At 42.7% G+C, this 26,334-nt stretch carries 19 protein-coding genes and 1 pseudogene; 6 read left to right on the top strand and 14 right to left on the bottom strand.

What is annotated here, in order from left to right; translation table 11 throughout:
- Nucleotides 1-140: 140 nt before the first annotated feature.
- The 3 genes from ACE5CV_RS06965 to ACE5CV_RS06955 all read right to left on the bottom strand — a co-directional run bounded on the left by ACE5CV_RS06965 (nucleotide 141) and on the right by ACE5CV_RS06955 (nucleotide 3,858).
- Complete coding sequence (locus ACE5CV_RS06965; protein ID WP_374949446.1) at nucleotides 141-605, bottom strand: YybH family protein; 465 nt, start codon at nucleotides 603-605, stop codon at nucleotides 141-143.
- A gap of 73 nt (nucleotides 606-678) precedes the next feature.
- Entirely contained in the window at nucleotides 679-1,491 is an 813-nt protein-coding gene (locus ACE5CV_RS06960; protein WP_374949445.1) for a DUF6597 domain-containing transcriptional factor, read from the bottom strand.
- Between the two features lie 192 nt (nucleotides 1,492-1,683).
- The gene (locus tag ACE5CV_RS06955) at nucleotides 1,684-3,858 is read right to left on the bottom strand and encodes a DUF5916 domain-containing protein (protein ID WP_374949444.1); all 2,175 of its coding nucleotides are present in this window, start codon (nucleotides 3,856-3,858) and stop codon (nucleotides 1,684-1,686) included.
- A 231-nt stretch (nucleotides 3,859-4,089) separates the two neighbouring features.
- Here ACE5CV_RS06955 and ACE5CV_RS06950 point away from each other — a divergent pair, with 231 nt between their 5' ends.
- The 5 genes from ACE5CV_RS06950 (at nucleotide 4,090) to ACE5CV_RS06930 (ending at nucleotide 10,012) form a co-directional block, all read left to right on the top strand.
- Entirely contained in the window at nucleotides 4,090-5,139 is a 1,050-nt protein-coding gene (locus ACE5CV_RS06950; protein ID WP_374949443.1) for a sensor histidine kinase, read from the top strand.
- Nucleotides 5,136-5,855, top strand: coding sequence for a LytR/AlgR family response regulator transcription factor (locus ACE5CV_RS06945; protein WP_374949442.1), 720 nt, complete (start codon nucleotides 5,136-5,138; stop codon nucleotides 5,853-5,855). The genes ACE5CV_RS06950 and ACE5CV_RS06945 overlap by 4 nt, the downstream gene beginning before the upstream one ends.
- A 474-nt stretch (nucleotides 5,856-6,329) precedes the next feature.
- Complete coding sequence (locus tag ACE5CV_RS06940) at nucleotides 6,330-8,048, top strand: carbamoyltransferase (protein WP_374949441.1); 1,719 nt, start codon at nucleotides 6,330-6,332, stop codon at nucleotides 8,046-8,048.
- A gap of 1 nt (nucleotide 8,049) precedes the next feature.
- A complete protein-coding gene (locus ACE5CV_RS06935; RefSeq protein WP_374949440.1) occupies nucleotides 8,050-9,015 on the top strand; it encodes a glycosyltransferase family 2 protein in 966 nt (321 codons plus the stop codon).
- Nucleotide 9,016: 1 nt separating this feature from the next.
- A complete protein-coding gene (locus ACE5CV_RS06930) occupies nucleotides 9,017-10,012 on the top strand; it encodes a glycosyltransferase family 9 protein (protein ID WP_374949439.1) in 996 nt (331 codons plus the stop codon).
- On the opposite strand, the gene ACE5CV_RS06925 is transcribed toward ACE5CV_RS06930, so the two are convergent.
- The 4 genes from ACE5CV_RS06925 to ACE5CV_RS06910 are packed head-to-tail and all read right to left on the bottom strand — an operon-like array spanning nucleotide 9,939 to nucleotide 13,891.
- On the bottom strand, nucleotides 9,939-11,072 hold the full coding sequence (locus ACE5CV_RS06925) for a glycosyltransferase family 9 protein (RefSeq protein ID WP_374949438.1): 1,134 nt from the start codon (nucleotides 11,070-11,072) through the stop codon (nucleotides 9,939-9,941). The two genes, ACE5CV_RS06930 and ACE5CV_RS06925, sit on opposite strands and share 74 nt — an antisense overlap.
- Entirely contained in the window at nucleotides 11,053-11,634 is a 582-nt protein-coding gene (locus tag ACE5CV_RS06920; RefSeq protein ID WP_374949437.1) for a D-glycero-alpha-D-manno-heptose-1,7-bisphosphate 7-phosphatase, read from the bottom strand. The genes ACE5CV_RS06925 and ACE5CV_RS06920 overlap by 20 nt, the downstream gene beginning before the upstream one ends.
- A complete protein-coding gene (locus ACE5CV_RS06915; RefSeq protein ID WP_374949436.1) occupies nucleotides 11,634-12,917 on the bottom strand; it encodes a glycosyltransferase family 4 protein in 1,284 nt (427 codons plus the stop codon). Before ACE5CV_RS06915 ends, ACE5CV_RS06920 begins: the two co-directional genes overlap by 1 nt.
- Before the next feature lie 5 nt (nucleotides 12,918-12,922).
- Entirely contained in the window at nucleotides 12,923-13,891 is a 969-nt protein-coding gene (locus ACE5CV_RS06910; RefSeq protein ID WP_374949435.1) for a glycosyltransferase family 4 protein, read from the bottom strand.
- 501 nt (nucleotides 13,892-14,392) lie between these two features.
- Between ACE5CV_RS06910 and ACE5CV_RS06905 the strand changes: the two genes are divergently transcribed.
- The gene (locus tag ACE5CV_RS06905; RefSeq protein WP_374949434.1) at nucleotides 14,393-15,901 is read left to right on the top strand and encodes an MFS transporter; all 1,509 of its coding nucleotides are present in this window, start codon (nucleotides 14,393-14,395) and stop codon (nucleotides 15,899-15,901) included.
- Between the two features lie 51 nt (nucleotides 15,902-15,952).
- Here ACE5CV_RS06905 and ACE5CV_RS06900 read toward each other — a convergent pair whose 3' ends face one another.
- The 7 genes and pseudogenes from ACE5CV_RS06900 to ACE5CV_RS06870 all read right to left on the bottom strand — a co-directional run.
- Entirely contained in the window at nucleotides 15,953-16,810 is an 858-nt protein-coding gene (locus tag ACE5CV_RS06900) for a glycerophosphodiester phosphodiesterase family protein (protein ID WP_374949433.1), read from the bottom strand.
- A gap of 50 nt (nucleotides 16,811-16,860) precedes the next feature.
- Nucleotides 16,861-18,399, bottom strand: a complete 1,539-nt coding sequence (locus ACE5CV_RS06895; RefSeq protein ID WP_374949432.1) for a RagB/SusD family nutrient uptake outer membrane protein — start codon at nucleotides 18,397-18,399, stop codon at nucleotides 16,861-16,863.
- Between the two features lie 18 nt (nucleotides 18,400-18,417).
- Complete coding sequence (locus tag ACE5CV_RS06890) at nucleotides 18,418-21,699, bottom strand: SusC/RagA family TonB-linked outer membrane protein (protein ID WP_374949431.1); 3,282 nt, start codon at nucleotides 21,697-21,699, stop codon at nucleotides 18,418-18,420.
- Nucleotides 21,700-21,998: 299 nt separating this feature from the next.
- Nucleotides 21,999-22,874, bottom strand: a complete 876-nt coding sequence (locus ACE5CV_RS06885; protein ID WP_374949430.1) for a hypothetical protein — start codon at nucleotides 22,872-22,874, stop codon at nucleotides 21,999-22,001.
- 20 nt (nucleotides 22,875-22,894) lie between these two features.
- Nucleotides 22,895-24,094, bottom strand: coding sequence for a YdcF family protein (locus tag ACE5CV_RS06880; RefSeq protein ID WP_374949429.1), 1,200 nt, complete (start codon nucleotides 24,092-24,094; stop codon nucleotides 22,895-22,897).
- A gap of 142 nt (nucleotides 24,095-24,236) precedes the next feature.
- Nucleotides 24,237-25,985: an ATP-binding protein gene (locus tag ACE5CV_RS06875; protein WP_374949428.1), complete on the bottom strand. Its 1,749-nt coding sequence runs from the start codon at nucleotides 25,983-25,985 to the stop codon at nucleotides 24,237-24,239.
- Nucleotides 25,982-26,334, bottom strand: a pseudogene (locus tag ACE5CV_RS06870) (sensor protein KdpD); the annotation flags it as partial. The gene ACE5CV_RS06875 and the pseudogene ACE5CV_RS06870, both read right to left, overlap by 4 nt.

Here is a 26,334-nt window from a genome sequence, read left to right as displayed (position 1 = left end):
ACCCGGTTTTATAGCGTTTTTTTATAAATTCGAATTCTAAAGAAGTCAAAATAGACCAACGCTCTGGAGACATCGACAGGTTTTTTACATTGGGTCTCCGGATATGTTAAAATCTACTGTATTTCAATTTGTTATTTAAATCACATTGTAGCGGACTTATGGTCGCTGCTAAAAATATCCCGATAAATTCTCCACGCTTTACCAGTCTTCTTCCATAGTTTTATGTAGTTGCCCTGGTCGATAATAACACCTTGAGTATTAAATACCTGCCAAATTCCTTCTTCGGTAGTATAGCCCGAGCCGTCGCCATAAACCTGGATCGTGGTGAATTTTACACTTTGGATGCTGGCATCAGTATATGCACTTGTAAAATCCTTTATTAACGCTGCTTTTCCTTTTACTGCTGGCGCATTGGGTGGCAAAAGCCAGCCATTATCAGTATAAAGCGAAACAATTGCAAGGTCCTTTTTTTTAAAAAGCTCGAAATAAAGTGAATTAGTTTTGATGATCTCTTTTTTAACTGCGCCCATGCTTTGGCCGTAGGATAATTGACTTGACAATAACAGCAGGATTAACCCTGCTTTCCAGATGATTTTTTTCTCCATGTTTTTGATAATAAATGTGTGTTCACAAATATATCACGCAACAAATAGCGGAAATTGTAAAAATCGGAACTGCTTAATAATTCAATGGAACAGCAAGATCGGTTGAACTTTCAGGGCAGAAATGAGAGGGCATAATTCTTGTAAAATATTTGAAATCTTTTATAAAATGTGATTGATCGTAATAGCCGCACTGATAAGCAATCGCGGTTAACGAAAGGTCGTTTCCGGCAACCATTTCTATGCTTTTACGAAACCTGTATATTTTTACAAAAAGTTTTGGGCTAAGCCCGGAGTAGGCTAAAAATAACTTTTGCAAGTACCGGGAAGACAAACCATGGTCACGGGCGACAGAATTGATATTTTCAAAAAAATCATCACGTTGCAATGCTTGTACAACGCTACACATTAGTTTGAGTTTTGAACTTTTCCCATGCCGGGCAAGTTGCGCTAACAGGTAATGCTCAAGCAACGTAATTCTATCAACCAGCGAACCGCTTGATTGTAACTGATCATAAAGAATACGTACAGCCTGGCCGGCAACATCTTTTAGATCAATCACGTGGTCGTTAAAATTGGCTATGGGCTCGTCGAAGAAATAAGCAGCAGTATGCCCAAAAAACCGAATTCCCAGCATTTTATGTCTGCCTATAGTTGTAAATGATAACGGTTGAATAGTTTGCCCCCACAATTGTACAGCTGGTTGCGTGACCCGAGTTGAATTAATTATAGTCTGTGGTGATTCGGCACCAAGATTGAACATGATCTCGATACTGCCGGAAGCAAATACCTGGTCGTGAATAGTTACAACCTCGTTTGTCTCGCAGGTAAAATAACATTGAACATAATCACGCAATAGCTTTCCAGGTTGATATTCGTAATAATGCATACTGTATTTTGTGATTGTTTTAAGTTACGCTTTTATCTGATTATTAACAAAACAGCTTGCTATTAAATAACGCATATTTGATTGCTCAACAATTTACTCACATAACACTCATCTGCAAGTCCAATCGGTTAAAATTAATTTTAACCGATGGCATAATCATTATTACCAAGATGGAATGAACATAGTTGGCTATTACAATTGCCGTATATAAGTAACTTTTAAAATACCATTACGCTGCTGAACAGGATGTTCAAAAGGTTTTCGGTTAAAGTTATCGAGCGTATTGTACACCAGATAAATAAAGCTTAAAGGCCTGTATTCCCAGGAAAACCGCGAATTAAATGAGCCATTCCCATCATCCGTATTATATTGATAAAATGTAGATAGCAGCAATTTAGGGTTGGCAGCAACCCTTAATTCAGGCGCGATCAAATGGGTAGTTATAGAAGACCGGGCAGGTCCTATATTTTTAAAGTCGTTTCGGGTGTAACTTACAACCAAAGATAATTTCGGTAGCGGTGCCGCTCTTAAGGAAAGATAATAACTATTAAGTTCACCTTGATAATACCCACCTGTACTAAACCGTGCTTCCGCACTGTAATGTGCCCCCTGATTAGTTAAGCCATATAATTCATAACGTTTAAAATGATAGTTACCCATGGCTATGTTAACTTCACGCACCGGAGTAAAATCACTGATCAAGTTCTCCCAGGAGGAGGTTATATTAAAATTTAGTTGAGCCAAATTTTTAAACACAAAGCTTAGCGGAACAATGTTCACATTAGCTTCCTGAAAATTACCGGTAGAGGCCTGGTGAAAAACATCGGCCGTTATTTGTGGGTTAAAAAATGCTAAGCTTTTCGGAAACCAGTTTTTATGAAGATTATACCCAAAAGTAGGTTGTGTGTTTACAAAATCAGTACGTGCGGCATAACCCGTTTGCACTTGGTAATTTTTCGATGATATGGTTTCGAACCAATCTGCAAAAAAGGAATTTGTAGCAAAATTCACTTCGCTAAAAACGGCAGAACCATTTCGATGGGTTAGTGTATTCCCGGAAAGAGAACCCATCCCGCGGACAAATAATGAGGGGTTAGGCCGCCAGAAAGCGTCTAATACGCCAACAGGGTTAAGGTACGATGGCATACCCAACCCGGATAAATTTTCTCTCAATATACCCATGCCACCAAGCTGCAAACTGCGAGAAATATTCCTTTTATATCTAAAGACGCCGAAAAGTGCCCCGTTTTCACTGGAATCACCGTTTTGTTTAATGACAAGTAAACCCAGCGCCTTTTTCTGGTCCTGATGTACTAATCGCAAACCTCCATTTATGGTCAAAGGTGCGCCGCTTTCGCTAAGACCAATACGCCTGCTGAAAAACGGCTGGATAATCCCGGCTTGCCCGACAGTAAATAAACTTGAATTTTCCAGGAAGTACTGCCTTTTTTCCGGAAAGAAGATGCTGGAGCGTGTTAAGTTGATCACTTGTCTGTCTATATCCGCTTGTGCAAAATCTGTATTTATAGTTCCTGTTAATATTGTACTGCTGTTTATAGCATATTTAATTTCACCTCCGAATTTGGTTTTGCTACCGGTACTTGAATGGTATTTATTATTAGCGTTTACCAGCGTGTATGGCTCAAACCTGATTTTAGTTTTTTTCTCCGGCGGGTGAATGCCTGTTATTATCCCCGCGTATTCCATTCGCGATTCGTTCAAAGCTAATGGCCAGGATGACCATCCGCTCAGCTCGCCTAAGTGCCGGATATTCCTCACGAAATTTATACTCCATTCAGTCGAGTTTGTTGGGTAACGCAGGCTGGAAAAAGGAATAGCAATTTCAACCGTCCAGCTACTATCCTGTATTTGACTGGCCGCCTCCCAAACGGCATCCCATTTGTAATCATAAGTCCCGTCGGCGTAATGCATGATATCCATTTGGGTACCGTACGGGGTGACACAAAAAGCCATTACCGGCAGCCTTGGATCCTTAAATGGATCTATCAAAACTTCAAATAATTCGTTATCCGTAAAACCAAAATCGCGTCGCATATTTTGTACCTGAATAAATTTTTTACCAGGAGGGAAATCACACTGCGCATAAATATAAAGGTTGTCTGCATCGTACAACATCCTTACCCGTGTATTATAGCTTGCTTTGCTCCCCTGCCTTGGATAAGCAACAATAAAGTTGGAAGCGATGCCACTTTGCCGCCAGGCCGATTCATGGTCGAAGCCATCAATAACAATTTTTTCACTTGTCCGTTCCGCTTCGAAGTGTGGCCGCTTTGGCTCACTTAACGGTGCAAATATTTGCTGTGCGCTAACATTTTTGTGAATACAAGCAACTAATAATAATGCCATGATAAGCCTGACGACGCTTTTTTCAAACTGGGACAAAGTTTTCATGCATCAAATAAAGAAAGGCAATAGTTGATTTTTTTAAAAATTAGACGATAGGTCGTCGATTCGCCTTCAATAGCTGTTTCCCGCCCCTGAGTTTATTAGCGGTTGTAAAAGTCTTTTTGAAGATAAATTTTGTTGTCTTCGTCGAAAATCAACTATTTCATTGTTTCGAATTGCGAATTTTGAAATATGATTATAAGCAGTCGCGTGCATCTTAAAAACATTATCAGGCACAGTCTTTTTTGGCTAGCCTACATTGCTTACCAGGCATTGCATGAAGGATGGATGGATAAGGACGAATTATCATTTCATTTTGTTCCACAGTTTTTAACAGATGTGCCTGTAGCCATACTAATGGCTTACCTTAATCTTTATTTGCTCGTCCAATACTTTTATTACAAACGTAGATATGTAGGGTATGTGCTGACGCTACTTTTGCTATTATTAGCTGGTGGGATCGCTGAGCGTTTTTTCACTTATCTTATTTGGGTACCATGGGATGAGATACATGACGCAGCAATTTATAATGCAGAAAACAAAAACTTCTTTATACCTGTACGTATCTTCCGTAATGCCGTTGAAGCCTACCCGGTAATAGCTGTTACCATGTTAATTAAGCTGATGCGTAACGCAAACCAACAGGAAAAGCTTTTGCGTGAAATAGAACTGCAAAAACATTCAGCAGAAATGAGATTACTAAAGGCACAAATCAATCCGCATTTTTTCTTTAACACCTTAAACAGTTTGTATGCCCTTACGCTGAAAGGTTCGGAGTTGGCATCAACCGTTGTGCTTCGCTTGTCTGACCTGATGCACTACATGTTGTATGAAGCGAATGACCAATTAGTATTATTAGCGAACGAGATCAAACATTTAGAGAGTTATATTAGCATTGAGGAAATGCGATTTGCAGACAGGCTTGATTTATCTTTCCAGTGCTCAGGTGATATACAGGGAAAGAGCATAGTCCCGTTACTGTTGTTACCTTTTATTGAAAATGCCTTCAAACATGGGCTGGACGATAATTCCGGCTGGATAACGATCACTTTAAAGGTAAACGGAAATCAGCTATTCATGAAGGTCGAAAATAGCTGTCCTACAGCTTACCTAAATAAAAAAAATGGCTTCGGGCTGGCTAATGTGAAACGAAGGCTGGAGTTAAGTTATCCTTCACGTTATGAATTACAAATACGCCAAGGTGCAGATAGTTTTGAAGTTGAATTAGTGATACAATTATGAAAAAAGTGACTTGTGTAGTGGCAGATGATGAAGTGCTTGCGCGCGAAGTGATTACAAATTACATTGATAAGGTTGATAATTTGACGCTTGTTTCTACCTGTGCGAATGGCATTGAGGTATTTACGGCATTAAAAACATGTCAGGTTGATCTGTTGTTTCTGGACATACAAATGCCAATACTTAATGGTATCTCGTTATTGAAATCCGTAAGTAATCCTCCTGCCGTAATTTTAACAACGGCTTATAGAGATTTTGCGCTAGAAAGCTATGAACTGGATGTAACCGACTACCTGCTTAAACCGATTTCTTTCGATCGGTTTATAAAAGCTGTCGACAAATATTTACGCAACACAGGAGTTGAGGTTAGCCCATTAATACCCGCAACACCACCATCATTGAAGGGTAATGACATTGATTTTATTTACATTAAATCCGAAAAAAAGATGATTAGAGTGACGCTAAAAGATATTACCTACCTGGAGGGGCTAAAAGATTATGTTAAAGTGCATACCACTACAGCAAGTATCATTACTTATCAAACGCTGAGTTATTTTAATGAAAAGTTGCCGTCGCATCTTTTCATCCGTGTTCATCGTTCTTTCATTGTCGCTGTTAACCAGATAACCGCCTTGACTGCCGCCCGTATTGAAATCGGGAAAATAGATATACCCATCGGCAGCTCATTTTCAACCGAGGTTGCAAAAAAACTCATTTAGATTATCAGTATAATTAACGCTGAAGATGTCGACTAATGAGTTATGCCCGGAGAGATCAATTTGGCTATGTTATGTCCTGATGGTAGAGAACCGCTTAATACCCTGATCACTCCAATTAGCGCGTACTTTCAGTTGCCTGATGCAATAGGATAGACTTATTAAAATTGCAAAGTAAAAGTTTGCGATTGGTAAATAGAGCTGATATGGGTAATAGATTCACAATTGAGATTCGTTTAAAATAACCTTTACCACCCACCTAATCCCATTTTTGTACAGGCGTAACCTGAGGTAAAAGGCTTATCAAAAGGTCGCCAAAAGGACAAACACTCTTCCAAGCTGTGCGCTTTGCAACATTAACTAAAAACATTTTTTATTTCATAAAACTATAACGCTTTAACCCTGTTGATTAATGGCGTACTAAATACACTATGTACGTCGATTAGTTTTCATTTGATCACAAATACGATTTAACGTATGTATACATTAGGGATTAACGCCGTGTTTCATGATTCGGCGGCTTGTATTATTAAAGATGGCATTTTGCTTGCCGCTACCGAAGAGGAACGTTTTACGCATTTTAAACATGGCAAACGCCCGGTACCGTTCTCTACCTGGGAACTTCCGTTCCATGCAATAGATTACTGTTTAAAGGTGGCGGGGATCCACATCAACGATGTGGACAATATTGCCTACTCATTTGATCCATACCTGCTTATTGCCGAGCAACATCGTGGTAAATCGACTATCGAGATTCCCTTCGAGGAAGGTTACTCACACCTCAACGATGAATATGGCAACCCCTGGGAGCCACTGTTTTTGTCGTCCATCATCAACGCACCCGGCCAACTTCGCGATGGTTATCCTCACCACCTGCAACAACGCTTTTTTGGTTGCAATATCCAGCGCGATAAATGGCATTTTATTGAGCACCATGTATCGCATGCTGCCAGTGCTTTCAATTGTTCTCCATTTGAAACTGCCGCAGTAATGACGGTTGACGGCCGCGGCGAACTGGCAACAACTACCTACAACCTCGGTAATGGTCAGCAATTAGATCGGATCGGCCAGGTTAATATGCCACATTCGCTGGGTTTATTGTATGAAGATGTAACCACACACCTTGGATTTTTGCATTCTTCAGATGAGTATAAAGTGATGGCCCTTGCATCTTACGGTAAGCCCGAGTTTGTCAAAGATTTCAGGGAGATTGTGCAACTGGGTAGCAACGGCCAGTACACCATCAACAATCAAAATTTAACGGAACGATTTGGACCTAAACGCTTAAGGCACGAAGAATTTACCTCATTCCATTTCAACATTGCCCACTCCATGCAATTGGTGCTGGAAGAAAGCATGCTTGAACTAACCGGGTGGCTGCAAAAAGAAACTCAGGAACAGAATCTTTGCCTTGCAGGTGGCGTTGCCTTAAACTGCGTGGCTAACGCCCGCATACGTGATAGAGGCGCATTCAAAAATATCTGGGTACAGCCAGCTTCAGGTGATGATGGTACGGCGTTGGGCGCCGCATTATGGGTTGATTCACAACAGCGCAAAAGCAACAGCAAAACCTTTGTAATGGATCATTGTTACTGGGGCCCTGAATACACCGACGATGAAATTGAAAAGGCGATGAAGCTTTGGAAAGTGCCGTACCGCAAGCTTACTAATATTGCCGAAGAAACCGCCGATATACTGGCGCAGGATAAAATAATAGGTTGGTTCCAGGGCCGTATGGAATTTGGCCCAAGGGCGCTGGGTAGCCGTTCTATATTGGCGTCACCCATTAATCCCGCCATGCAGGCAAGGTTAAATGAAGTGAAGGACCGTGAAGATTTCCGCCCGGTGGCACCTGTAGTATTGGAGGAAGAAGCCGGCGATTGGTTTGAAAATGCCGAATATTCACCCTTCATGCTATTCATTTACGATGTTAAAGCCGATAAGGCCGACAAAATTCCCGCGGTTAGACATACAGATGGTACCGCACGCATCCAAACAATAAATGAGGGCCAGCATAAAAACTACTATGACCTGCTTAAAGCATTCCATCGTAAAACAGGTGTACCCGTACTGGTAAATACATCATTCAATACGCTCGGCAAACCTATTGTGTGCACGCCGCGCGATGCCATAGAATGTTTCTGGTCTTCGCCGTTTGATGCCCTTGTCATTGGTTCGTTTGTTATCGAGAAATAGTATGTTAGTATCAGTAATAGTCCCCACCTATCGCCGGCCCGACCTTTTAAAAAATTGCCTTAAGGCTTTGCTGTTGCAAAAATTCGACAGGCATCTTTACGAGGTTATAGTTGTTAGTGACGGCCCCGACCCGGAAACAAAAATAATCCTGGATGCATTTGCCGGATACGATTGCCCTATATTCAGGTTCTTACAAACGCCTAAAAAGAAAGGGCCTGCTGCAGCACGTAATTACGGCTGGCAAAATGCTTATGGAAAAGTTATTGCCTTTACAGACGACGATTGCCTGCCTGATGCATATTGGCTTAACGCGCTAGTAGCCAATTGCAACCCAAACGAATACATAGCTTTAACCGGAAAGGTAACAGTACCCATTGGTAAACGGCCAACAGATTATGAGCAAAATACGGCAAACCTGCAAACTGCCGACTTTATAACAGCTAATTGCGCCTGTACAAAAAACGCCCTGATTAAAGCGGGCGGATTTGATGAGCAATTTGGCATGGCCTGGCGGGAAGACAGTGACCTGGAATTTAAGTTGATAAACAATAATATTCCGGTTAAAAAAGTGGAAAGTGCCCTAGTAGTTCATCCCGTGCGTAAGTCGCGCTGGGGCGTAAGCATAAGCGAGCAAAAGAAAACCATGTACAACGCTTTACTTTATAAAAAGCACCCTGAACTGTATAATAAAAAAATCAAAGTCAAAACCCCGGTCCTTTACTACCTTATCCTAAGCGGGGTTTTAATGACGCTGACTGGGATCATCGCCTCAGGTCATCAATTGACTATAGTAGGTTTTGCGACGTGGTTATGTGCTACCGTTTACTTTATCGCCAAACGTTTATACACCACAAAATTATCTTTAAACCATATAAGCGAAATGGTTGTTACCTCTCTCGTAATACCTTTTGTATCGGTGTTTTGGCAATGGTATGGCGCTGTAAAATACAGGGTTTTATTTATTTAAAATGATGACACTTCCTCCCTCCGAAATAAAAAAGATAGCCGTTTTCCGTGCGCTGCAATTAGGTGATATGCTTTGCGCCATCCCTGCAATCAAAGCTTTGCGACATGCTTACCCAGATGCAGATATCGTACTAATAGGGCTGCCATGGGCAAAATCTCTCACCGAGCGGTTTAACAATTATTTCGACGGGTTTATAAAATTTGCCGGATATCCCGGACTACCTGAGCAGCCGTTCGAACCTGCTGCCTTCACGGAGTTTTTATCTCTGGTACAAAAGGAAAAGTTTGATCTGGCCATTCAAATGCAGGGTAACGGATCGGTCATTAACCCGATGATGGAACTATTCGGGGCAAAATATGTGGCAGGATATGCCAAAGATGGACATTATGCTCCGGACAACGGCCTGTTTATGCACTACCCCGATTATGGGCACGAGATAGACCGTCATTTATTACTGATGGAATATTTGGGCGTACCATCACAAGGCAGCGAACTGGAGTTTCCACTAACTACGGCCGACTATAATTCACTTGACGAATTGAAGCTGGGCCTGGAACCGAAAAATTACGTATGCATTCACCCGGGTTCCCGCGGCGCGTGGCGTCAGTGGCCCGTACAGTACTTCGCCTCCCTGGCAGATTACTGCGTAGAACAAGGCTTTAAAGCGGTAATTACCGGCACCAAAGACGAAGCCCCAATTATTGACGATGTGATAAAACATATGCGTTACGACCCCATTAACACTGCAGGTAAAACTTCCATGGGTGGTGTGGGAGCATTAATACAAAACGCAGCTATGCTCATATCAAATTGTACAGGCGTATCGCATATCGCATCAGCATTTAAAACCCCAAGTATCGTTATCAGTATGGATGGTGAGCCGCAACGATGGGGGCCACTGGATACCCGTGTTCACCGAACCATCAACTGGCTGCAATCGCCCGATTTCCATTCTGTGTTTCGTGAAACGGTGGAACTGGTGAGTTTGGCAGGCTGATCAGATCATTGACCGCAGCGATTATATCTGCAGCAGTCGGCATTGAAATAGGTTGGCTATATACCTGACTATTAACATATGCAACAACCTCATTTTTGCTGCGCAAGTGCTCCGCCACAGCGAACGGCAACACCTTGTTAGAGACATTCCATGGTGTATGTTGCGGATTAGTTTGTGCGTATAAAACAACAACCGGCGTACCAACCGCCGCCGCGATATGAATAGTCCCGGTATTTACCGACAGCATAACTGGTGCATGTTTCACCAGGCAGATAAACTCATCTAAGTTAAAAATCCCGGCTGCCGAAAAGCTGCCTGCTCCGATCATGCTATGCAGCTCATCAGTCAATTCTTTTTCTGCTGATGATCCTGTTAAAACTACCTGATAATCAAAATCTTGGATAAGTCTCATGGCAGCTTCAACCCAATTTTCAACCGGATATTGCCTTTTTATTTCACTCACGCCGGCGTGTAACAATAACCAAGGCTTGTTGATTTTTAAACCTAAATCGGTTAGCTTTTCACAAACCCGTCGCCACAAACCGCCGTCGATGATAAGTTTTAAATTTTCATCAGTGGTAGTTGCACCCACGGTTGCAACCAGGTCCAGATCTCGGCGCACCTGGTGTTTGATACTTTCATAGGGTTCTTTATCCGGCACCCAGTTGGTAATTAAATTGTAAGGGTTTTCGCGGCAATAAGCCAAGACTTTACGTATGCCGGCAAGGTAGGCAAGCATCGCTGTAGGCAACGGGTTTTGACTATAAACTGTAAAAATAACTGCGGCGTCAAACCGGCGCGATTTAATGTCGGCTATAGCTGCGTTAAAGGTTCCTTCATCAGGCTCAGCCGCAGTTTTCACCCAAGGCAAATCATAAATGATTACATCATCAATTTCGGCTATGTGTTTGGTTACACCTTTGGCCATTGATGATGTCAAAACGGTTATTTTTGCGTCAAAGCTTTCTTTTAGAGCGCGTATGGCCGGGCCGCTCATGATCAGGTCACCCATGTTATCCGGGCGGATGCACAATATATTTTTACAATTCTGCCAAGGCATGGGAATTCATTTTCAAGATCTGCTCTGCAGCCTCATCAATGGTTTTACAAATAGTAGTAGGCACTCGGTAGTCTCCCTTTTCCCATTCTGTTTCGTTACCGTTATCTATAAGCACCGTTCGGCAACGCGTCCGGTTGCCCGCTTCTACATCATTTAGTATGTCGCCAATCATCCAGGAAATGGTAAAATCGATATCGTGATCTGCTGCTGCCTTAACGAGCATGCCGGGTTCAGGTTTACGGCAATCGCATTGCATATCATAACCTGTAACGATACCTTGCGGATGATGCGGACAATAATAGAACCCGGTCAGAACCAAGCCGTTCGCTTCAAATAGTGATTTCATCTTACTTTCGACAGCAATTAGTGCGCTCTCGGTAAAATAGCCGCGCGCAACTCCTGATTGGTTGGATATAATAATCAACAGATACCCATCGTCTTGAAGCCTTTTGAGTCCGGTTACAGCATTTTCCTGTAGCATGATCAACTCAGGTTCAACGTTGTAGGGTATGTCAGGAATTAGCGTTCCGTCCTTATCTAAAAAAATCGCTTTATTTGCCATTATGCCGCTTGCGATTCGCTCATTGCTGGCACAGCCTTCCGGGTAGCTGTTATAAGGCTATTGTATAAATTTAACACCTTGCCAGCCACTTTAGCCCATGTAAAATAAGTGTTAACACGGTAAATAGCATTTTCACCCATACGGCTTAACAATTCGGGGTGGCCTATAACCTTACTGATTTTATCGGCAAGCATTTCCGGATCATGTGGATTAACTAATAGGCCTGTGTCACCATCGGCAACACTATACTTAATCCCTCCTACGTTGGCACCTATTACAGGCGTCCCGCATGCCATAGCTTCTAAAGGTGTTATACCAAATGGCTCGTACCATGGTGTAGTTATAAAAAGGTCGGCAGCCGAATAATAGAATTTCAACAGATGACGATCTTTACGTCCTGCAAAAATTATCGAATCTAAGACGTCATGCTCACGTGCTAAGCTCATTAACCTGGCAAATTCCGGGCAGCAATCTTCGGTCAATTGTTCTTTTTCGCCGCCAACAATTAAAAGTTTAACCGGCTTGTCGCTATTTTTAAGGTTAGCTAAAGCCCTAATCACATTATCTACTCCTTTGCGTGGAACCATTCGACCAAGCTGTAAAATAATGTGCTCGTCTTGCGGCAATCCCAGCATTTTGCGAGAGGTTGTTTTGCCAACCGGGTAAAATTCTTTAGAACTAAAGCCGCAAGGAATGATGCTGATCTTTTCCTCAGGGGCGTTATAATAAGTTATCAAATCGTCTTTATCTTGCGGGCATTCGGCAATGATATGATCTGCCTGTTGCACGGCCTGCTCTTCGATCAGCAATCGTTCTGCAGGGAACTTGTCCTGCTCTGCCTGATGAATTCTGCGAATATGGCCGAGCGCATGGAAAGTAACAACAAATGGGATATCCAGTTCCTGCTTAATGCCCATTGCCACGTAAGCCGACATAAAGAAATTGGCATGGATCAATGAATAATGCACTTGTTCTTTGATGATAAAAGAGATCATACTATCCTTAAATTCATCCATGTATTGCAACAGATCCTCTTTGATAACATTTTCTGCAGGGCCTGCACTAACGTTTATAACCCGCACACCGGGAACCCACTCTATAACATCTTCTAATTCTATTTTGTCTTTACGGGTAAATACATCTATCAGATAGCCTTCGGCAGCAAGATGCTTAGCTAGCTGTGCTACATAAACGTTTTGCCCGCCGGTATCAACGCCACCAAGGTTTGCAAGGGGGGATGCATGTTCACTGATTAAAGCGATCCTTTCACTTTGATATTTCATGTTGTTTAGGTTGATATTAAATTCTTATTTTTTGCACTGGTTACTTCATTAAACAAATGCTCCCAGTCTTTAGTAAAACGGTCGATATTAAAGCGTTTTAAAGCTACTTCGCGGCCGTTCGCACCAATCTCTTTAGCAAGTTCCGGGTCGGCAATAAGCAAGTTCATTTTGCCTATCAGGTAATGGATATCAGTATGAATAAAACCGGAATACCCGTTATCTATTACCGCAGAAAGCTCTGTGGTCGCTAAACCAACGACAGGGATACCCATCATCATCGCTTCGCAAACCGCTAATCCAAGACTAGTGTACCTTATCGGGTTAAAAAAGAAACGGTATTTGCTTTGAAATTCGGGCAGCTGCGGGTGCAGCACTTCTCCAAGGCCCAAATCGCCGGTGCCCATACCAACCAAATCAAGCTTTACCTGCTCACGCGCTTCCAGGAACACATCAAGCCCTAATAACCTGCCACGGGCAGGGAGGTTGTTAATCACAACAATACCTTTATCAAGTTCGCCGGTGTAAGTAACCTGTAGAGCCGTAACACCATGCTCAATAACGCGGGTTGGCGTACGGTTACTGTCCCACATAAGTTTATTAAAGTGGGTAACATGCACTAGTGTAACATCTGGTGTATCCAGAATGTGTTTGGTATCTGTAGGATGCTGCCGCGGTGGATCATGCTCTATATATACTTTAGGCAGTTCTTTTTGTTGCTCAGATAAGATTTCATGCTGATCAATCAGATAGTTGTTATTCGTTTGAAAAAGGATAATGTCGAATTCCTGGTTGCGTACATCATTAGCCGGAATTTCAATTACATTGTCACCAAATGGAAAGGTTTCGCCACGACCGTAGTAACCTTCAGTTTTTTCGGCCTTTATTGGAATATATATGTCGTAATTGCCCTGAGATAGATAATAAAGGTAGCTACCATGGATATGCCAGGTAAAAATCTTAAGTCTGTTTTGCATGTGTGAGATAAATGATCATCCCAGTAAAAGCAACAACAACGCCAAACGTTCCTTAACTAATAAATAACTTAATATCTTTATAAGATTTATAATTACTACGGTTAAAACGAACCAACTTTTAAGAATTTCATAAAAATTTCATTATTTGGCATACTTCATAACGCTATACGCTGTCTACTTCTGTTAACACTAAATTGTATGTTAATTATATATAGTGCATTTAAATGACAACAACAACCATCTAACATACTGTTTAGATAAAATGGTCAACCGTTTCCACAAACTGCGGAAGTTTGTGCCGCACGCTTCTACACTACCTCAAAGAAGCTTAGTTTAGTTATCGTGTAATCAATTGTTTACCAGTACTTTATACCTAATTTCTGTAGGCTAATGCAACGGCAAGTATTTTGCAAAGTTTAAGCGGGGGTTAACAACCTCTACCCTAGTTAAACTATTTTTTAAATGCAAAGTCCGTGCAGTTAATATTAGCTGCAGATTATTATGAATTTACGTCCTTCATCAAAAATTACCAACAACCAGTTAAACAGAGGCCTTAATTACGTGATTGCCGATGGCCTATCGGCAGAGGCTATGGTTGTTTTTACCAGCGGCACTTTTTTAACTGCGATGGCCATTCACATGGGCGCAACTAACTTTCAGCTAGGATTGCTTGTCGCCCTACCTACCTTCACAACAATATTTCAACTGGCATCTATATGGCTGGTACAGCGGTTCAATAACCGTAAGCTAATTACCTCCGTTTTTAACCTGTTAGCTCGCCTGCCTCTTATTGCTATCGGCGTTATCCCCTTAATGTTTAGCGGCACCACTACCATACAGGTTTTATTGGTATTACTCTTTTTTCAGCACATTTTCGGTGATATTGCAGGCGCCAGCTGGAATTCATGGATGAAAGATCTAATTCCCGGCGAACGGCTGGGCAGCTTTTTCAGTAAACGCAGCCGCATGGCGCAAACGCTTAACGTAACCTTAAGCCTGGCCACTGCGCTTAGTATCGATTATGTAAAAACGAATTATCCGGCTCATGAAATTACCGCTTACACGACGCTATTTTTAGCTGGTGGCGTACTGGGGATGTTGAGCGTATTTTTATTGTTGCGTACACCCGAGCCTGAACCTGCCGTAATGGACGGTAAAGTATTTATCCTTTTTGGCAAATCACTAAAAAACAAAAATTTCAGGAACCTGCTGGTATTTAACTCCCTCTGGGCATTTGCCTTAAATTTGGCCACACCGTTTTTTGCTGTTTTTATGCTCAAAACAATTGGCTTACCTTTATCTTATGTAATAGGATTAGCAATTATCAGCCAGTTAAGCAGCATTGCATTCCTTAAACTTTGGGGTAATTATAGCGACCGGTTTAGCAATAAAACCATCATAAACATTTGCGGGCCGCTTTACATCGCCTGCATCCTTGCCTTTGCGTTCACAGCTATGCCTTCATCACAACTTGCAACTATTAGCATCTTAGTGGCTATCCATGTTGTAAGCGGGTTATCAACTGCTGGTATTAACCTGGCACTGAGCAATATTGGTATTAAACTGGCACCAAAAAATGAGGCCATTGTTTATATATCAGCTAAAAATATGTTTGTGGCATTCTTTTCAACCATTGCACCCATGATAGGCGGATTGCTAGCCGATTTTTTTGCCGATCACCAACTGCTTTGGAACTTGCAACTTAAGGATGCAAAAGGTGAATCTAACATCCATATACTTAACCTGCAAGGTTGGAACTACTTTTTCATCATCGGCGGTTTGCTCGCTATGCTGTCTTTACGATTGTTGGCCAAAGTAAAGGAAGATGGTGAAACGCATAAAAACAAAGTGAGGATACACATGCGCGCTGCCTTAAGAAACAAACTGCGCAAAAATGTCGGCCGTGAAATGGCCGATAACCTATATGCGCCGTCGTTAGCGGTAAGGCGCAAAGTGGTTAAGCTGTTTAAGACCGATGCAGATGTTGCGGGTCAGCAAAAAATTGCATAACCAAAATTAATTAAGTTGCCGGTAAATGATGGCCGGCAACTCAAACATATGTTATTGGTGCAGCCTTTTGGTTTTAAGGTACTGTAGCAATTCTTTTGGCCTATCGGTTTGCAGTACCATCGCCCCGTGGTTGATGAGCCAGTCCCAGCTATCTTTTTTGTTACCCTCTTCCACTGCTAAATCATCGTCATGGCCGGCGTTAAGAGAGGCCCATAACGAGTTGAGCCAAATTTTAGAACCCGTACCGGTTATCAGCTTTGGATTTTTAAATATGAAAGACGTATCCGTTTTAAAATTGAGCTCGAACCCGAAAGGTTTCATACGCTGCTGATAATCTTTAATGATTTGTCTGGCATCGGGCTTATCCAGGTTCACGATAGGCATATAGATGATACTATCGATAAGTGAAGGATATTTTTCTTTTAGTTGAGCGTAAGTCGCCTCGGCCTTGAATATAGCCTGTTTTAAGGTGCCGGTTTCTTTTAAGATAGCAAACGCCTCCAGGTAGTAAGGATAGCTTTTGTCCAGGTTAACCATTACCGGCTTGCCCTTTAACGCAAGCATAACTTCTTTAAAAGTTGGAATATTGTTACGGGTAACCCTGCCTAAACCGTTTCTTAAGCCGAATTTTTTGATCTCTTCTAACGTATAATCGGACGGTTTGCCTTTACCGTTGGTAGTTCGGTCAACGGTTTGGTCATGCATAATCACGATCTCACCATCTTTGGTTTTATTTAAGTCAAGTTCAACTATATCAACACCCATGGCCGCCGCATATTGAAAGGCGCGCAACGAGTTTTCGGGCGCGTTACGCCAATCGCCACGATGGGCAGCAACCATCACCTTTGTTTGCGCGTTGGCATTCAAAGTAAGCAATAACGGCAGTAAATAAGTAATTATCTTTTTCATTCCTCTGTATAAAAGTAAAGGAGGAATTGCTTCCTCCTTTAAATGTGCTATTAGTAACCTGTATTTTGATACATCTTTTCCGGATTTAGCTTAACCTCATCAAACGGAATTGGGAAATACCTGTCTTTAGTAGTGAAATTTGCAAGCTTAGGTATACCGAAATCTGCCTGGCTTTTTGCCCTAAAGTAAGCAACCAGTTCGTCTGTACTGAATGTACGCAGCAGGTCAAACCAACGGTGATGCTCAAATGCAAGCTCTACCCTACGCTCATGCAAAATCGCTAAACGAAGGTCGGCATATTTTGCAGCGTATGTTGGGTTGGCAGCTATGGTAGCGGCGTAAGTTGACAAGCCTGCCCTGTTACGCACCTGATCAAGCAAAGTGATAGCGCCTGTACGGTCGCCCAGGTAGTTGTTTACTTCGGCAAGCATCAGCATTACATCTGCATAACGGATCAGGATCCAATCATTACCGCCATAACCCAGGTTTGACGCGCCTGAACTTGCATCCCTGAATTTGGTAATAAAGTAATCTTTAACGATTGCATCGTTGGCAAATTTAACCGAAAACGCCATACGCGGATCGCCGGTTTCGTATTCCTTGATCAGATCAGGCGTTACATTACCACCTGAACCTGATGCTGGTTTAAGTGAATTAATGGTTTCTCCTTTTGCCTGGTTGTTTGCAGCGATAGACGAACTGTAGGTTGGATCGCCCTGTTTGTTTACAATCTGCCAGATAATTTCAGGGCATGTTGCTTTCTTGGTAACATCAAATACATCGGTATAAGGTACCGTTGTTAACGACCCGAAAGTACGCATGCCGTAAGCAGCAGTAAGGTAGGTTTTAGCATCGTTAAGGTTAGCGGTGCGTGAAGCCTGGTCTTGAGTGGTAGCCATAGTAAGATATACCTGGCCAAGCGTAGCGTTAATGGCTGCTTTTGACGCACGGCCGATGCCCGCACCTGTTTGCAGGTTTGGCAAGTTACTTGCCAAAGCGTCTTTCAAATCAGCAACAATCTGGGCGTAAACAAGCGCCTGTTTCTCGCGGAAGGTATTTTGGCTCACTTCGTCGGCAGATTTAAACTGTGTGGTAACCAAAGGCACATCACCCCAGGTCCTAACCAATTCAAAGTACATAACTGCGCGTAAAAACTTGGCTTCGGCAGCGTATTGCTGCTTTACATTGGCATCAGCAAAAGTTACGCGATCAATATTTGCCAAAACAACGTTGGCCCTTGAAATAGTGCTGTATAGTGATACCCAGTGGCTTTTTAAATAAGTATTGCTTGGCAATATCGAAAAGTCGCCAAACTGAAAAGGCTCACCCGCGTTAGACTGGTTGTCATTACGGCCGGTATCGTCAGAGCGTTCGTCTGTCCATAAACCACTGTTCTCGCCAATGTTATTGCTGCTGCGTAACGACTGATAGATACCATTAACAGCGGCCAATACATCATCAGCCGACCGGAAACTGGTTCCTAATTCAATAGCATTAGGGTCTGTTTGTTCTAAAAAATCCTTTTTGCATGATGGCATCGCAGAAGCTAAAAGCGCAACGCTTGCAATCAATATTATTTTCTTTTTCATCTTGTTAATATTAAATTATTAAAAGGCTGCTCTGATACCCAGGTTAAATGAACGTACCAACGGATATACACCGTAATCTATACCAGGGGCAAGGTTGGGCGGTTGGGTACTGTTTGATGCGCCGCTGCTAAAGTTATAATCAACCTCGGGGTTGTAGCCTTTGTACTTAGTAATGGTAAAGGCGTTAACTACGCTGCCATAGATACGGGCATTGCTTAACCCCAACTTACCGATAAGTAATTTTGGTAAAGTATAACCCAGGGTAATGTTGTTACAACGCAGGAACGAACCATCCTGAAGGTAGAAGGTAGACAAGCGGGTGCTGTTACTTTGCGTACCTGCACGTGAAGCACGGAATACTGTACTGTTGCCCGGGTTGGCAGCGTTGCGGTAGCGGTTAACAACATCAGCATACTGGTTGCCGGAGCCTTCCATGTTGTACAGATAGTAATCCTGGCCATCTAACACACTGTTGCCCTGCGAACCGTTGAACGATGCACCTACGTCAAACTTTTTGTAAGTAGCGTTCACTGCAAAACCGTATGTAAAATCCGGATACGGGTTGCCTATGATCGTTTTATCGGCATCGGTTACCTTGCCGTCGCCGTTGGTATCTTCAAAATATAGATCACCTACATGCAGCGGGTTAGATTGTGCGCTTGACGGTGCAACTTTGCTAATATTCTCTGGGGTAACAAAACCTGCTACCTTAAAACCGTAGAACATACCAACTGGCTGGCCTTGTTGCGTAATATTGGTTAAGTAAGAACGCTCGGCACCGTTAATGATAATGGTATTATTACCGCTAAGCTTAGTCACTTTGTTACGATTGATAGAAATGTTACCGCTCAGATTAAGTGTAAAATCTTTTGCATTGATGGCACGACCATCCAACTGAAAATCGAAACCCTTGTTCCGGATCTCGGAATTACGCAGGTTGGTAAGAATGGTAGTACTACCTGATATTGCCGATATCGGTTGGTTATAAAGCAAATCGTAAGAGTTACTTAAATAGTAGTTGGCGATAACCGATAGACGACCTTTAAATAAGCCGATATCTAAACCTACGTTATATTGTGAGGTTGATTCCCAGCTTAATTTCTCATCAGTGATACCGTTGGCGTAAGTTGCAGATAACACAGCGCTATTGCTACCAAACACTACGCCTGTTGGGCTTGCCAGTGTTTGCAGATAACCATAGTTACCAATGTTATAGTTGCCGCTTAAGCCCCAGCTTGCGCGAACCTTAAGGGTAGATTGCTCGCCAAGCAGGTTATGATAAAAAGGCTCTTCAGACACTGTCCAGCCGGCGGCAACAGATGGGAAGTAACCGTATTTATTTTGCGGGCCAAAACGCGACGAACCATCAGCACGGAATGAACCGGTTAAATAATATTTACCACCGTAGTTGTATCCAACACGGCCAAAGTACGATAATAAGGTAAAGTTCGATTTGCCTGTAGGGCCGCCGTTCAATATAAAATTGGTAGCATCGGCACCCTTTCCGGTAATTTCTGGAATATTATCATTCTGAAAACCTCTGGCAGTAACGCTAATAGCATCGCGCATGTTCTTTTGAATAGTGTAACCACCAAGTGCATCTATACGGTGCTTGCCAAAAGTTTTATTGTAGTTAAGGGTAAACTCTGCCAGCTGATCAACAATGGTAGTGTTTTGGGCGGTAGCCGTAGCAGCTGCGATTGATTGGGGTGAGCCGGGAGGGTTAGCGCCGTTACTTAAACTTGTTGGCAAGTAATAATCATACTTTTCGGTATAAGTGTTCGTACCAAGGTTTGCTTTAAAAGTAAGGTCGTCAATGATCTTGTAGCTAATGGCTCCATTGATGTTTGTCCGGTAACCTTTTCTGCTGATCTTGGTGCGGGTAGCCAGCGCTACCGGATTTTCTATGCTCTGGTAGCCATACGCAGCCGACTCTGCCGCCGCTCTGTTGGTTGCCAGTGAACCATCTTCATTATAGGCCGGAAAGTACGGCATATAGATAAGCGCACCCAATATCGGCCCGTGATCAAACCTACCCTCTTGTATTTCGCGGTTAAAGTTTGATGTATATGCCATATTAGCACTGATGTGCAGCTTTTTGTTCACATCCGACTCGACATTACCCCTGAAGTTATAACGTTCCTGTCCTGATGACACGATGATACCTTTCTGGTTCTGGTAACCGCCGCTTAAATAGTAACGGGTACCGTTGCTGCCGCCAGAGAATGAAAGCGTGTGTTTTTGAAAGAATGCATTCTGATACAACTCGTCCTGCCAATCGGTATTTACGGTTTGATGGATTAGGCTTTGAGTTGGAAAGTTATAAATGTAAGTAGGGATTTGTACGCTACCTGCGTTACCTACGTTGGTAACGCGGGTTGCATTAACGTCAGAATACATGGCATCGTTCCAAACGTGGCCGGTATTTTCCCAAAGGTCGTGGTAGGCGTTGTTGCGTCCGTCGATTACCAATTGGGCAAAATCATCAGAATTCAGCAGCTTAACTTTGTGTGCCAGCTGGTCGCTTCCCATTTGCACATCATATTCAAATTTACCGGCACCTTCTTTACCACGTTTGGTAGTGATCAATACAACACCACCCGAAGCACGAGATCCGTAGATGGCTGCCGATGCAGCATCTTTTAAAATGTCAACAGATTCAACATCATCCGGGTTAATATAAACATCGTTATTAGCCGGATAACCATCGATAACGTATAACGGATCTGAACTTGCGTTAAATGAGCCTACACCGCGTACACGGATCTTGGTGCTTTGATAAGGTGCACCGCTGGTTTGCGACACCTGCACACCCGCTACTTTACCTACAAGCGCCTGCCCAAGGGTTGGCGCTGCAAGGTTTAATTCAGATGCCTTAACGCTTGATATTGCTCCTGTAACATCGCTTTTGCGCATGGTTTGATAACCAATGGCAACAACCTCGTTAAGCATGTTGTACTGAGGTTTCATTTTAACATTAAGCGGACCGCTGCCTGCTGTAAACTCTTGGGTTAGATAACCCAAAAAACTAAATACTAATACAGAACCTTTATCTGCATTAAGCGTATAACGGCCTGTCGCATCGGTACTTGTGGCGTTAGTTGTATTCTTTACCCTTACGGTAACGCCAGGTAAAGGCAGGTTATTTTCATCGGTTACCACACCTGTAACAGTAGCGAACGATGCAAACGTGGCCAATGGCTTTGCAGCCTGGACGGAGAGTGACAGGATCAATAGTATAGCAAAGCTGATACTACTAAAAGCCCGCTTCAAAAGATCTGAGGTAATCTTTTTATTCATACTTTTAAAAATTGATTGTTGAAGAAACTGGAAATGGTTGATTGACAACATCACGAAACCGGATAATTGTTAGCGCAGTCGCCGGTTTTCGTGTTAAAAGAGTGTTGAAGTGCTACATAGGCAATTAAAATAAACAGATGTTAAAAAAACCGACCATAAACTATTTATATAGTAACACCCGGCGGGCTTTTTTACTATAATGGCAACAAAGGTATCGGCAATACCTTAAGCGAAATGCTCAAGTAAATTAACTTTTCATTAAGAAGAGTAGGGTTGAGTTAAACTATTGTAAACAAAGTTTACCAAATGGTATTGGTGTAATTAACATTATTTTTACGGGACGACGTCACTGCAATACCTTTATGACCGTTTAAGAATGTAAATCCCTCCAGCTCGTCGGCACGGCTGTTTATATCTGCTTGTGCTGTCACCTGCATCGTGCCTGCTTCAATTGATCTTTTGAGATCGACATAAGTGAAACGCCACTTACGACCTTCTATCTGGTTTTGAATCAGCACTAAGACGCCTTTATCGGCCACCCAATGTAAATTTTGCACCCATGGCGAGCAGGTGAATTTTTTATACAGCACACCGGGATCAGAAGTCTTTTTGCAATTAGCCAGCTTCTCAGGATCATACAATCGAACTTCGTTGGCTTTGTTGCCGTAATCTGCCGTAGCAACATACCATTTGTTATTGTATTTAACATACTCCGGGCGCGTTCCCTGGATGCAGGCGTCATCTTCTATGGTATTTAGCAGGTTGCCATCAAGTGTCTTGGTTTTAAGCAACCCCGCCCAGTTAACCCGGTATATCACCGCTTTCCAAAGTGTTCCCTCTTTATTTAACCGGATGGAATTACCAATAAAAACCGGACCGCGGCCGTTATAGGCAATTCCAGTTGGGTGCCCAATAACATCCTCATTATTCAGCGTAAGCTTATATTCCTTGTTTGTATAAACTAAGCTGTCCTTTTGCAATCTAAATTCCCGTATCATTCCGACCTCCCGGTCGCCGTATAGAAAAATGCGGTTGCCCTGGCGGGATACGCCCTGGCAGGCGCCTAACGAATCTACAGTGAACTCGTGGTCAAGTGTTACGGCGAATTCCTTTTTAGCAAATGCAGATAGTACCACAACTGCTGATAGCATCAATAAAATATGCTTTGGTTTCATTTGACGGGAGTGTTGATATATTAGGGATCCATTGGCTCATCAGCATCTATCTGCAATGAGCCGATCAGCGGATAAAATTCAAGTTCTGTTTCAGAAACGCGTTTGCCTAATTTGTACGGCATATAACCCAATTCTTTAATACAGCGCTTTTCCATATTAACAATTGCATCATTCTGGCTTTTGTCGGTTACAATTAATCCTGGCTTATTAAACGGCATTCCGTACCGGAACACCAAACGGACGTCATTACGCATATTGGTAGTAGTATGCCTTGCATGCGGTTCAATGATCACCGCATTTGCCGGCACGTGCAGCACGTTGATCAGGTACGTGCGCATCTCAATAGCCTCGTTGTACCTGGTTTTGTAAGGATGTACGCTCCCGCCCGATACTACTACAAATGGTGCCTTGCCTGCCATGTATTGGCGTGCAGCAGTTTTACAGCGCAGCATGCCCTCACCGCTTAACGGTGTAGTCAAATTATCCGGACCTGCTCCGGGCACTACAATATGGCTGTATGCAAAGTTATTCCATTTTACTGTTGGCACTCTCAAAACCGCAAGTTTATTGGCCGTAGTACCCATAGGCTCAAAATCACCGGCGTTGAGGCGTTCGTTCACTTCAAGATAAGTAAGCGCTGCGTGTAGCGTCGGTTCGAAAAATAAAGATTTACCGTTAACAACCGCAGCAACTTCGGCAGAGCAATCGTACATAAGTGTATAATACCCACGTTTTTTCACCTCGAAACCGATTGAATCTATTAACGGGTAATTTGGCTTTTTGCCTTCGGCGTAAACACTAATTGCAAGATTCATTGCCGCAGCATCCTGTTGCCAGGCTTTAACAAGAAGGTTTACAGGAGTTTCGGCCGCATACATATTATATGTACCTGCCGGTATCAGATGCATTTTAACCAGCTTATCTAATGCGTTTCCGGTTTTATAAAGGGCAGCAAGGCGGTCACTTACCGTTTTAATCTCGTCATCAGTGAATTTGAGTACAGCAGGTAAGCAAAGGGCATCTTTACAATCAGTAAGCGATGTTTTTAACGATTGCCTTTTTGATTTGGCAAGATCATTCAGTATTGCATCAGCAAATACAATTTGAGCTACCTGTTTATCCTGCTGGAGTAGTGTAAGCAGATAATAGTTTTTCGCCTTTACCCAATTATCGCCACTGATAACTTTATAAGTAGGCTGGGCGCCGTTAAACTGGGCCATTGCGGGCAAACATTTAACAAGGATTAACAAAAGCAATAGCCGTTTTATCATACCGGCAAAGAATGCATTCGCGTGTTAACCTGTTATTAACTACTGATTATCAAAATTAATTTTAAAAGTACATGTGCAGCGCTCTTACTTATTACTGGACTATTGGCAAGTTAAAGTAAAACCGGCTGCCTGCCCCTATCTCACTTTCAACGCCGATGTCGCCGCCTTGTGCTTCAATAAAATCTTTAGAAATGGCCAGCCCCAATCCTGAACCCGACTTATTTTGCCCATCTGTCGGCACCTGGAAATAACGGTCGAATAGGCGTTTTTGATAAGTTTCATCAATTCCTCTTCCAAAATCCTTTACCGAGAATTGCACCTTACCGTTTGCAGAACTCAGTTGAATAATAATCTCGGATTTTTCGGCACTGTAACGCAGAGCATTTGATAAAAAATTAACCAGTACCCAGGCAGTTTTTTCGATATCTACCTGCACTTGAGGCAAATTGTTATCATTTACAATCTTAAGTTGCACCTGCTTTTGCTCGGCCTGAAACTTGATGGAAGTTAGGGCGTAATCAACAATCTGCGCTGGGTTAACGGGTACAAAGTTAAGCTGGATGTTGCCTGTTTCTACCTGTGATAACTCCAGCAATTCGCTGGTGATCTTCAGCAGGCGTTCGTTATCTTCCCGGATGTGGGTTACCAGTTGTTGCTGTTCGGCATTGATTGTTCCTACCCGTTCATCGCCAAGCAACTTAAGGCTCATTTTTATTGATGCAATAGGCGTTTTTAATTCGTGAGATATCGTTGCAATAAAATTGGTTTTAGCCTCATCGCGCTCTTTAAATTCGGTAATGTTGCGCAAAATGTACACCTTACCTGCCGACCGGTTTGCAACCTGTAAAGCACCGGTACCTTCTACCAAATTGGGCACTATAATATCACGGCTTTGCAGCTGGAAGTAAAGCTCCCGTCCGTCGATCACTATTTTAAAAGGTTTTATAGATGTATCGTTTTGCAGTATTGATTTCAGGAGGTCGTTACTTTTTAACAACTGGCCTGCATTCTGGCCAATTACGTTAGCTGCCGGTATATTCAACGTTTTCCGTGCCGCATCGTTCATAAAAAGCACCTCTTCATTCTCGTTTATCCCGATGATCGCATCCTGCATCTGCTCAATAATCGTATCTATCCGGCGTTTTTCAGATATCACCATAGCAAGGTTACTGTTTTCCCATTCGTTAAGTTTGGCAGCCATCAGGTTAAAGGCGTTACCTACCTCGGCAAACTCATCGTTATGATCAAAGTGAAGGCGTTTGTTATAATTTTTCTGGCCAATTTCGCGAATCCCGTCTAACAAGGCCCGTAAGGGGTTGGCTATAAAGCCCGGAAAATTTACGCTGAAACTAAAAAGAACAAGGAAGGTAAAACTACCAACCAACCCCAAAAAAAGCGTTGCTCGACTTACAGATTTCCGCGCAATATCGTCTTTCCTGACAATGGCTTGCATATTCAGCCGCTCAATTTCGCGCAGGTAATGCCTTATTTCCCTTACCTGCTCAGTATTGAATCTATCTGCATCCGATCGTTTCAACTTACCAAAAGCCTGCCGCAAACTATCGGTAAAACGCCGCTCGCCAGGCTCGGTGATATTGTTTTCCTGGCGTTGCAGGTAGCGGTCAAATTTTATCGTGGCCGGCGCATTAAGCGGCAGATCGCTCTCGTCTAATATGGTGCGCATCTCACGCGCGAAACTTAACGACTCATAGTTATTTTTTAAGATGCCCTTGGCATTCTCAGATATCTGGCGGATGTAAAACAAGGCCGTTGCGCCAAAAAACAGTACAACTAAAAATAAAAAGCCGAATCCCAGCCGCAGTTTTGTTCTTACTTTCATGATAATATAACTAAATCAGTTTCCGTACGGGCAATCTTATTTAGTAGTTCATTAAAGATAGCCGTTCTCAGTATAACTTGCCACAAATTTAAATGTGGTTTACCGATGCAAATAGTTGTCACTTCTTTTTCGTCGGCAACCTGCATAATGGTTTGCGTTATGGCGTCGCTCTTCAGCTTAATAACCTCGGCGCCTAATTCGGTTGCAAGTTTAAAATTATTGATCAGATGGCGCTGCTTGTCCAGCTTTATCCTGTCCAGGCTTTCGCTGTTGCTTTGCACATAAAGTACTATCCAAGGCGAGCGATAATAAGATGCCAGCCGCGCCGTTTTGCGGATAACGATCTTAG

Origin of the sequence: Mucilaginibacter sp., from assembly GCF_964263795.1 — a bacterium.
Classification (GTDB): domain Bacteria; phylum Bacteroidota; class Bacteroidia; order Sphingobacteriales; family Sphingobacteriaceae; genus Mucilaginibacter.
This window is presented reverse-complemented; position numbering and strand designations above follow the sequence as displayed.

Bases quoted from the DNA above. Each gene is read 5' to 3' on its own strand.
- ACE5CV_RS06930 (WP_374949439.1), top strand. From the start codon at position 9,017: ATGATGACACTTCCTCCCTCCGAAATAAAAAAGATAGCCGTTTTCCGT.
- ACE5CV_RS06890 (WP_374949431.1), bottom strand. From the start codon at position 21,699: ATGAATAAAAAGATTACCTCAGATCTTTTGAAGCGGGCTTTTAGTAGT.
- ACE5CV_RS06945 (WP_374949442.1), top strand. From the start codon at position 5,136: ATGAAAAAAGTGACTTGTGTAGTGGCAGATGATGAAGTGCTTGCGCGC.
- ACE5CV_RS06915 (WP_374949436.1), bottom strand. From the start codon at position 12,917: ATGAAATATCAAAGTGAAAGGATCGCTTTAATCAGTGAACATGCATCC.
- ACE5CV_RS06875 (WP_374949428.1), bottom strand. From the start codon at position 25,985: ATGAAAGTAAGAACAAAACTGCGGCTGGGATTCGGCTTTTTATTTTTA.
- ACE5CV_RS06935 (WP_374949440.1), top strand. From the start codon at position 8,050: ATGTTAGTATCAGTAATAGTCCCCACCTATCGCCGGCCCGACCTTTTA.
- ACE5CV_RS06885 (WP_374949430.1), bottom strand. From the start codon at position 22,874: ATGAAACCAAAGCATATTTTATTGATGCTATCAGCAGTTGTGGTACTA.
- ACE5CV_RS06965 (WP_374949446.1), bottom strand. From the start codon at position 605: ATGGAGAAAAAAATCATCTGGAAAGCAGGGTTAATCCTGCTGTTATTG.
- ACE5CV_RS06900 (WP_374949433.1), bottom strand. From the start codon at position 16,810: ATGAAAAAGATAATTACTTATTTACTGCCGTTATTGCTTACTTTGAAT.
- ACE5CV_RS06925 (WP_374949438.1), bottom strand. From the start codon at position 11,072: ATGCCTTGGCAGAATTGTAAAAATATATTGTGCATCCGCCCGGATAAC.
- ACE5CV_RS06880 (WP_374949429.1), bottom strand. From the start codon at position 24,094: ATGGCCCAGTTTAACGGCGCCCAGCCTACTTATAAAGTTATCAGTGGC.
- ACE5CV_RS06960 (WP_374949445.1), bottom strand. From the start codon at position 1,491: ATGCATTATTACGAATATCAACCTGGAAAGCTATTGCGTGATTATGTT.
- ACE5CV_RS06895 (WP_374949432.1), bottom strand. From the start codon at position 18,399: ATGAAAAAGAAAATAATATTGATTGCAAGCGTTGCGCTTTTAGCTTCT.
- ACE5CV_RS06920 (WP_374949437.1), bottom strand. From the start codon at position 11,634: ATGGCAAATAAAGCGATTTTTTTAGATAAGGACGGAACGCTAATTCCT.
- ACE5CV_RS06905 (WP_374949434.1), top strand. From the start codon at position 14,393: ATGAATTTACGTCCTTCATCAAAAATTACCAACAACCAGTTAAACAGA.
- ACE5CV_RS06910 (WP_374949435.1), bottom strand. From the start codon at position 13,891: ATGCAAAACAGACTTAAGATTTTTACCTGGCATATCCATGGTAGCTAC.
- ACE5CV_RS06955 (WP_374949444.1), bottom strand. From the start codon at position 3,858: ATGGCATTATTATTAGTTGCTTGTATTCACAAAAATGTTAGCGCACAG.
- ACE5CV_RS06940 (WP_374949441.1), top strand. From the start codon at position 6,330: ATGTATACATTAGGGATTAACGCCGTGTTTCATGATTCGGCGGCTTGT.
- ACE5CV_RS06950 (WP_374949443.1), top strand. From the start codon at position 4,090: ATGATTATAAGCAGTCGCGTGCATCTTAAAAACATTATCAGGCACAGT.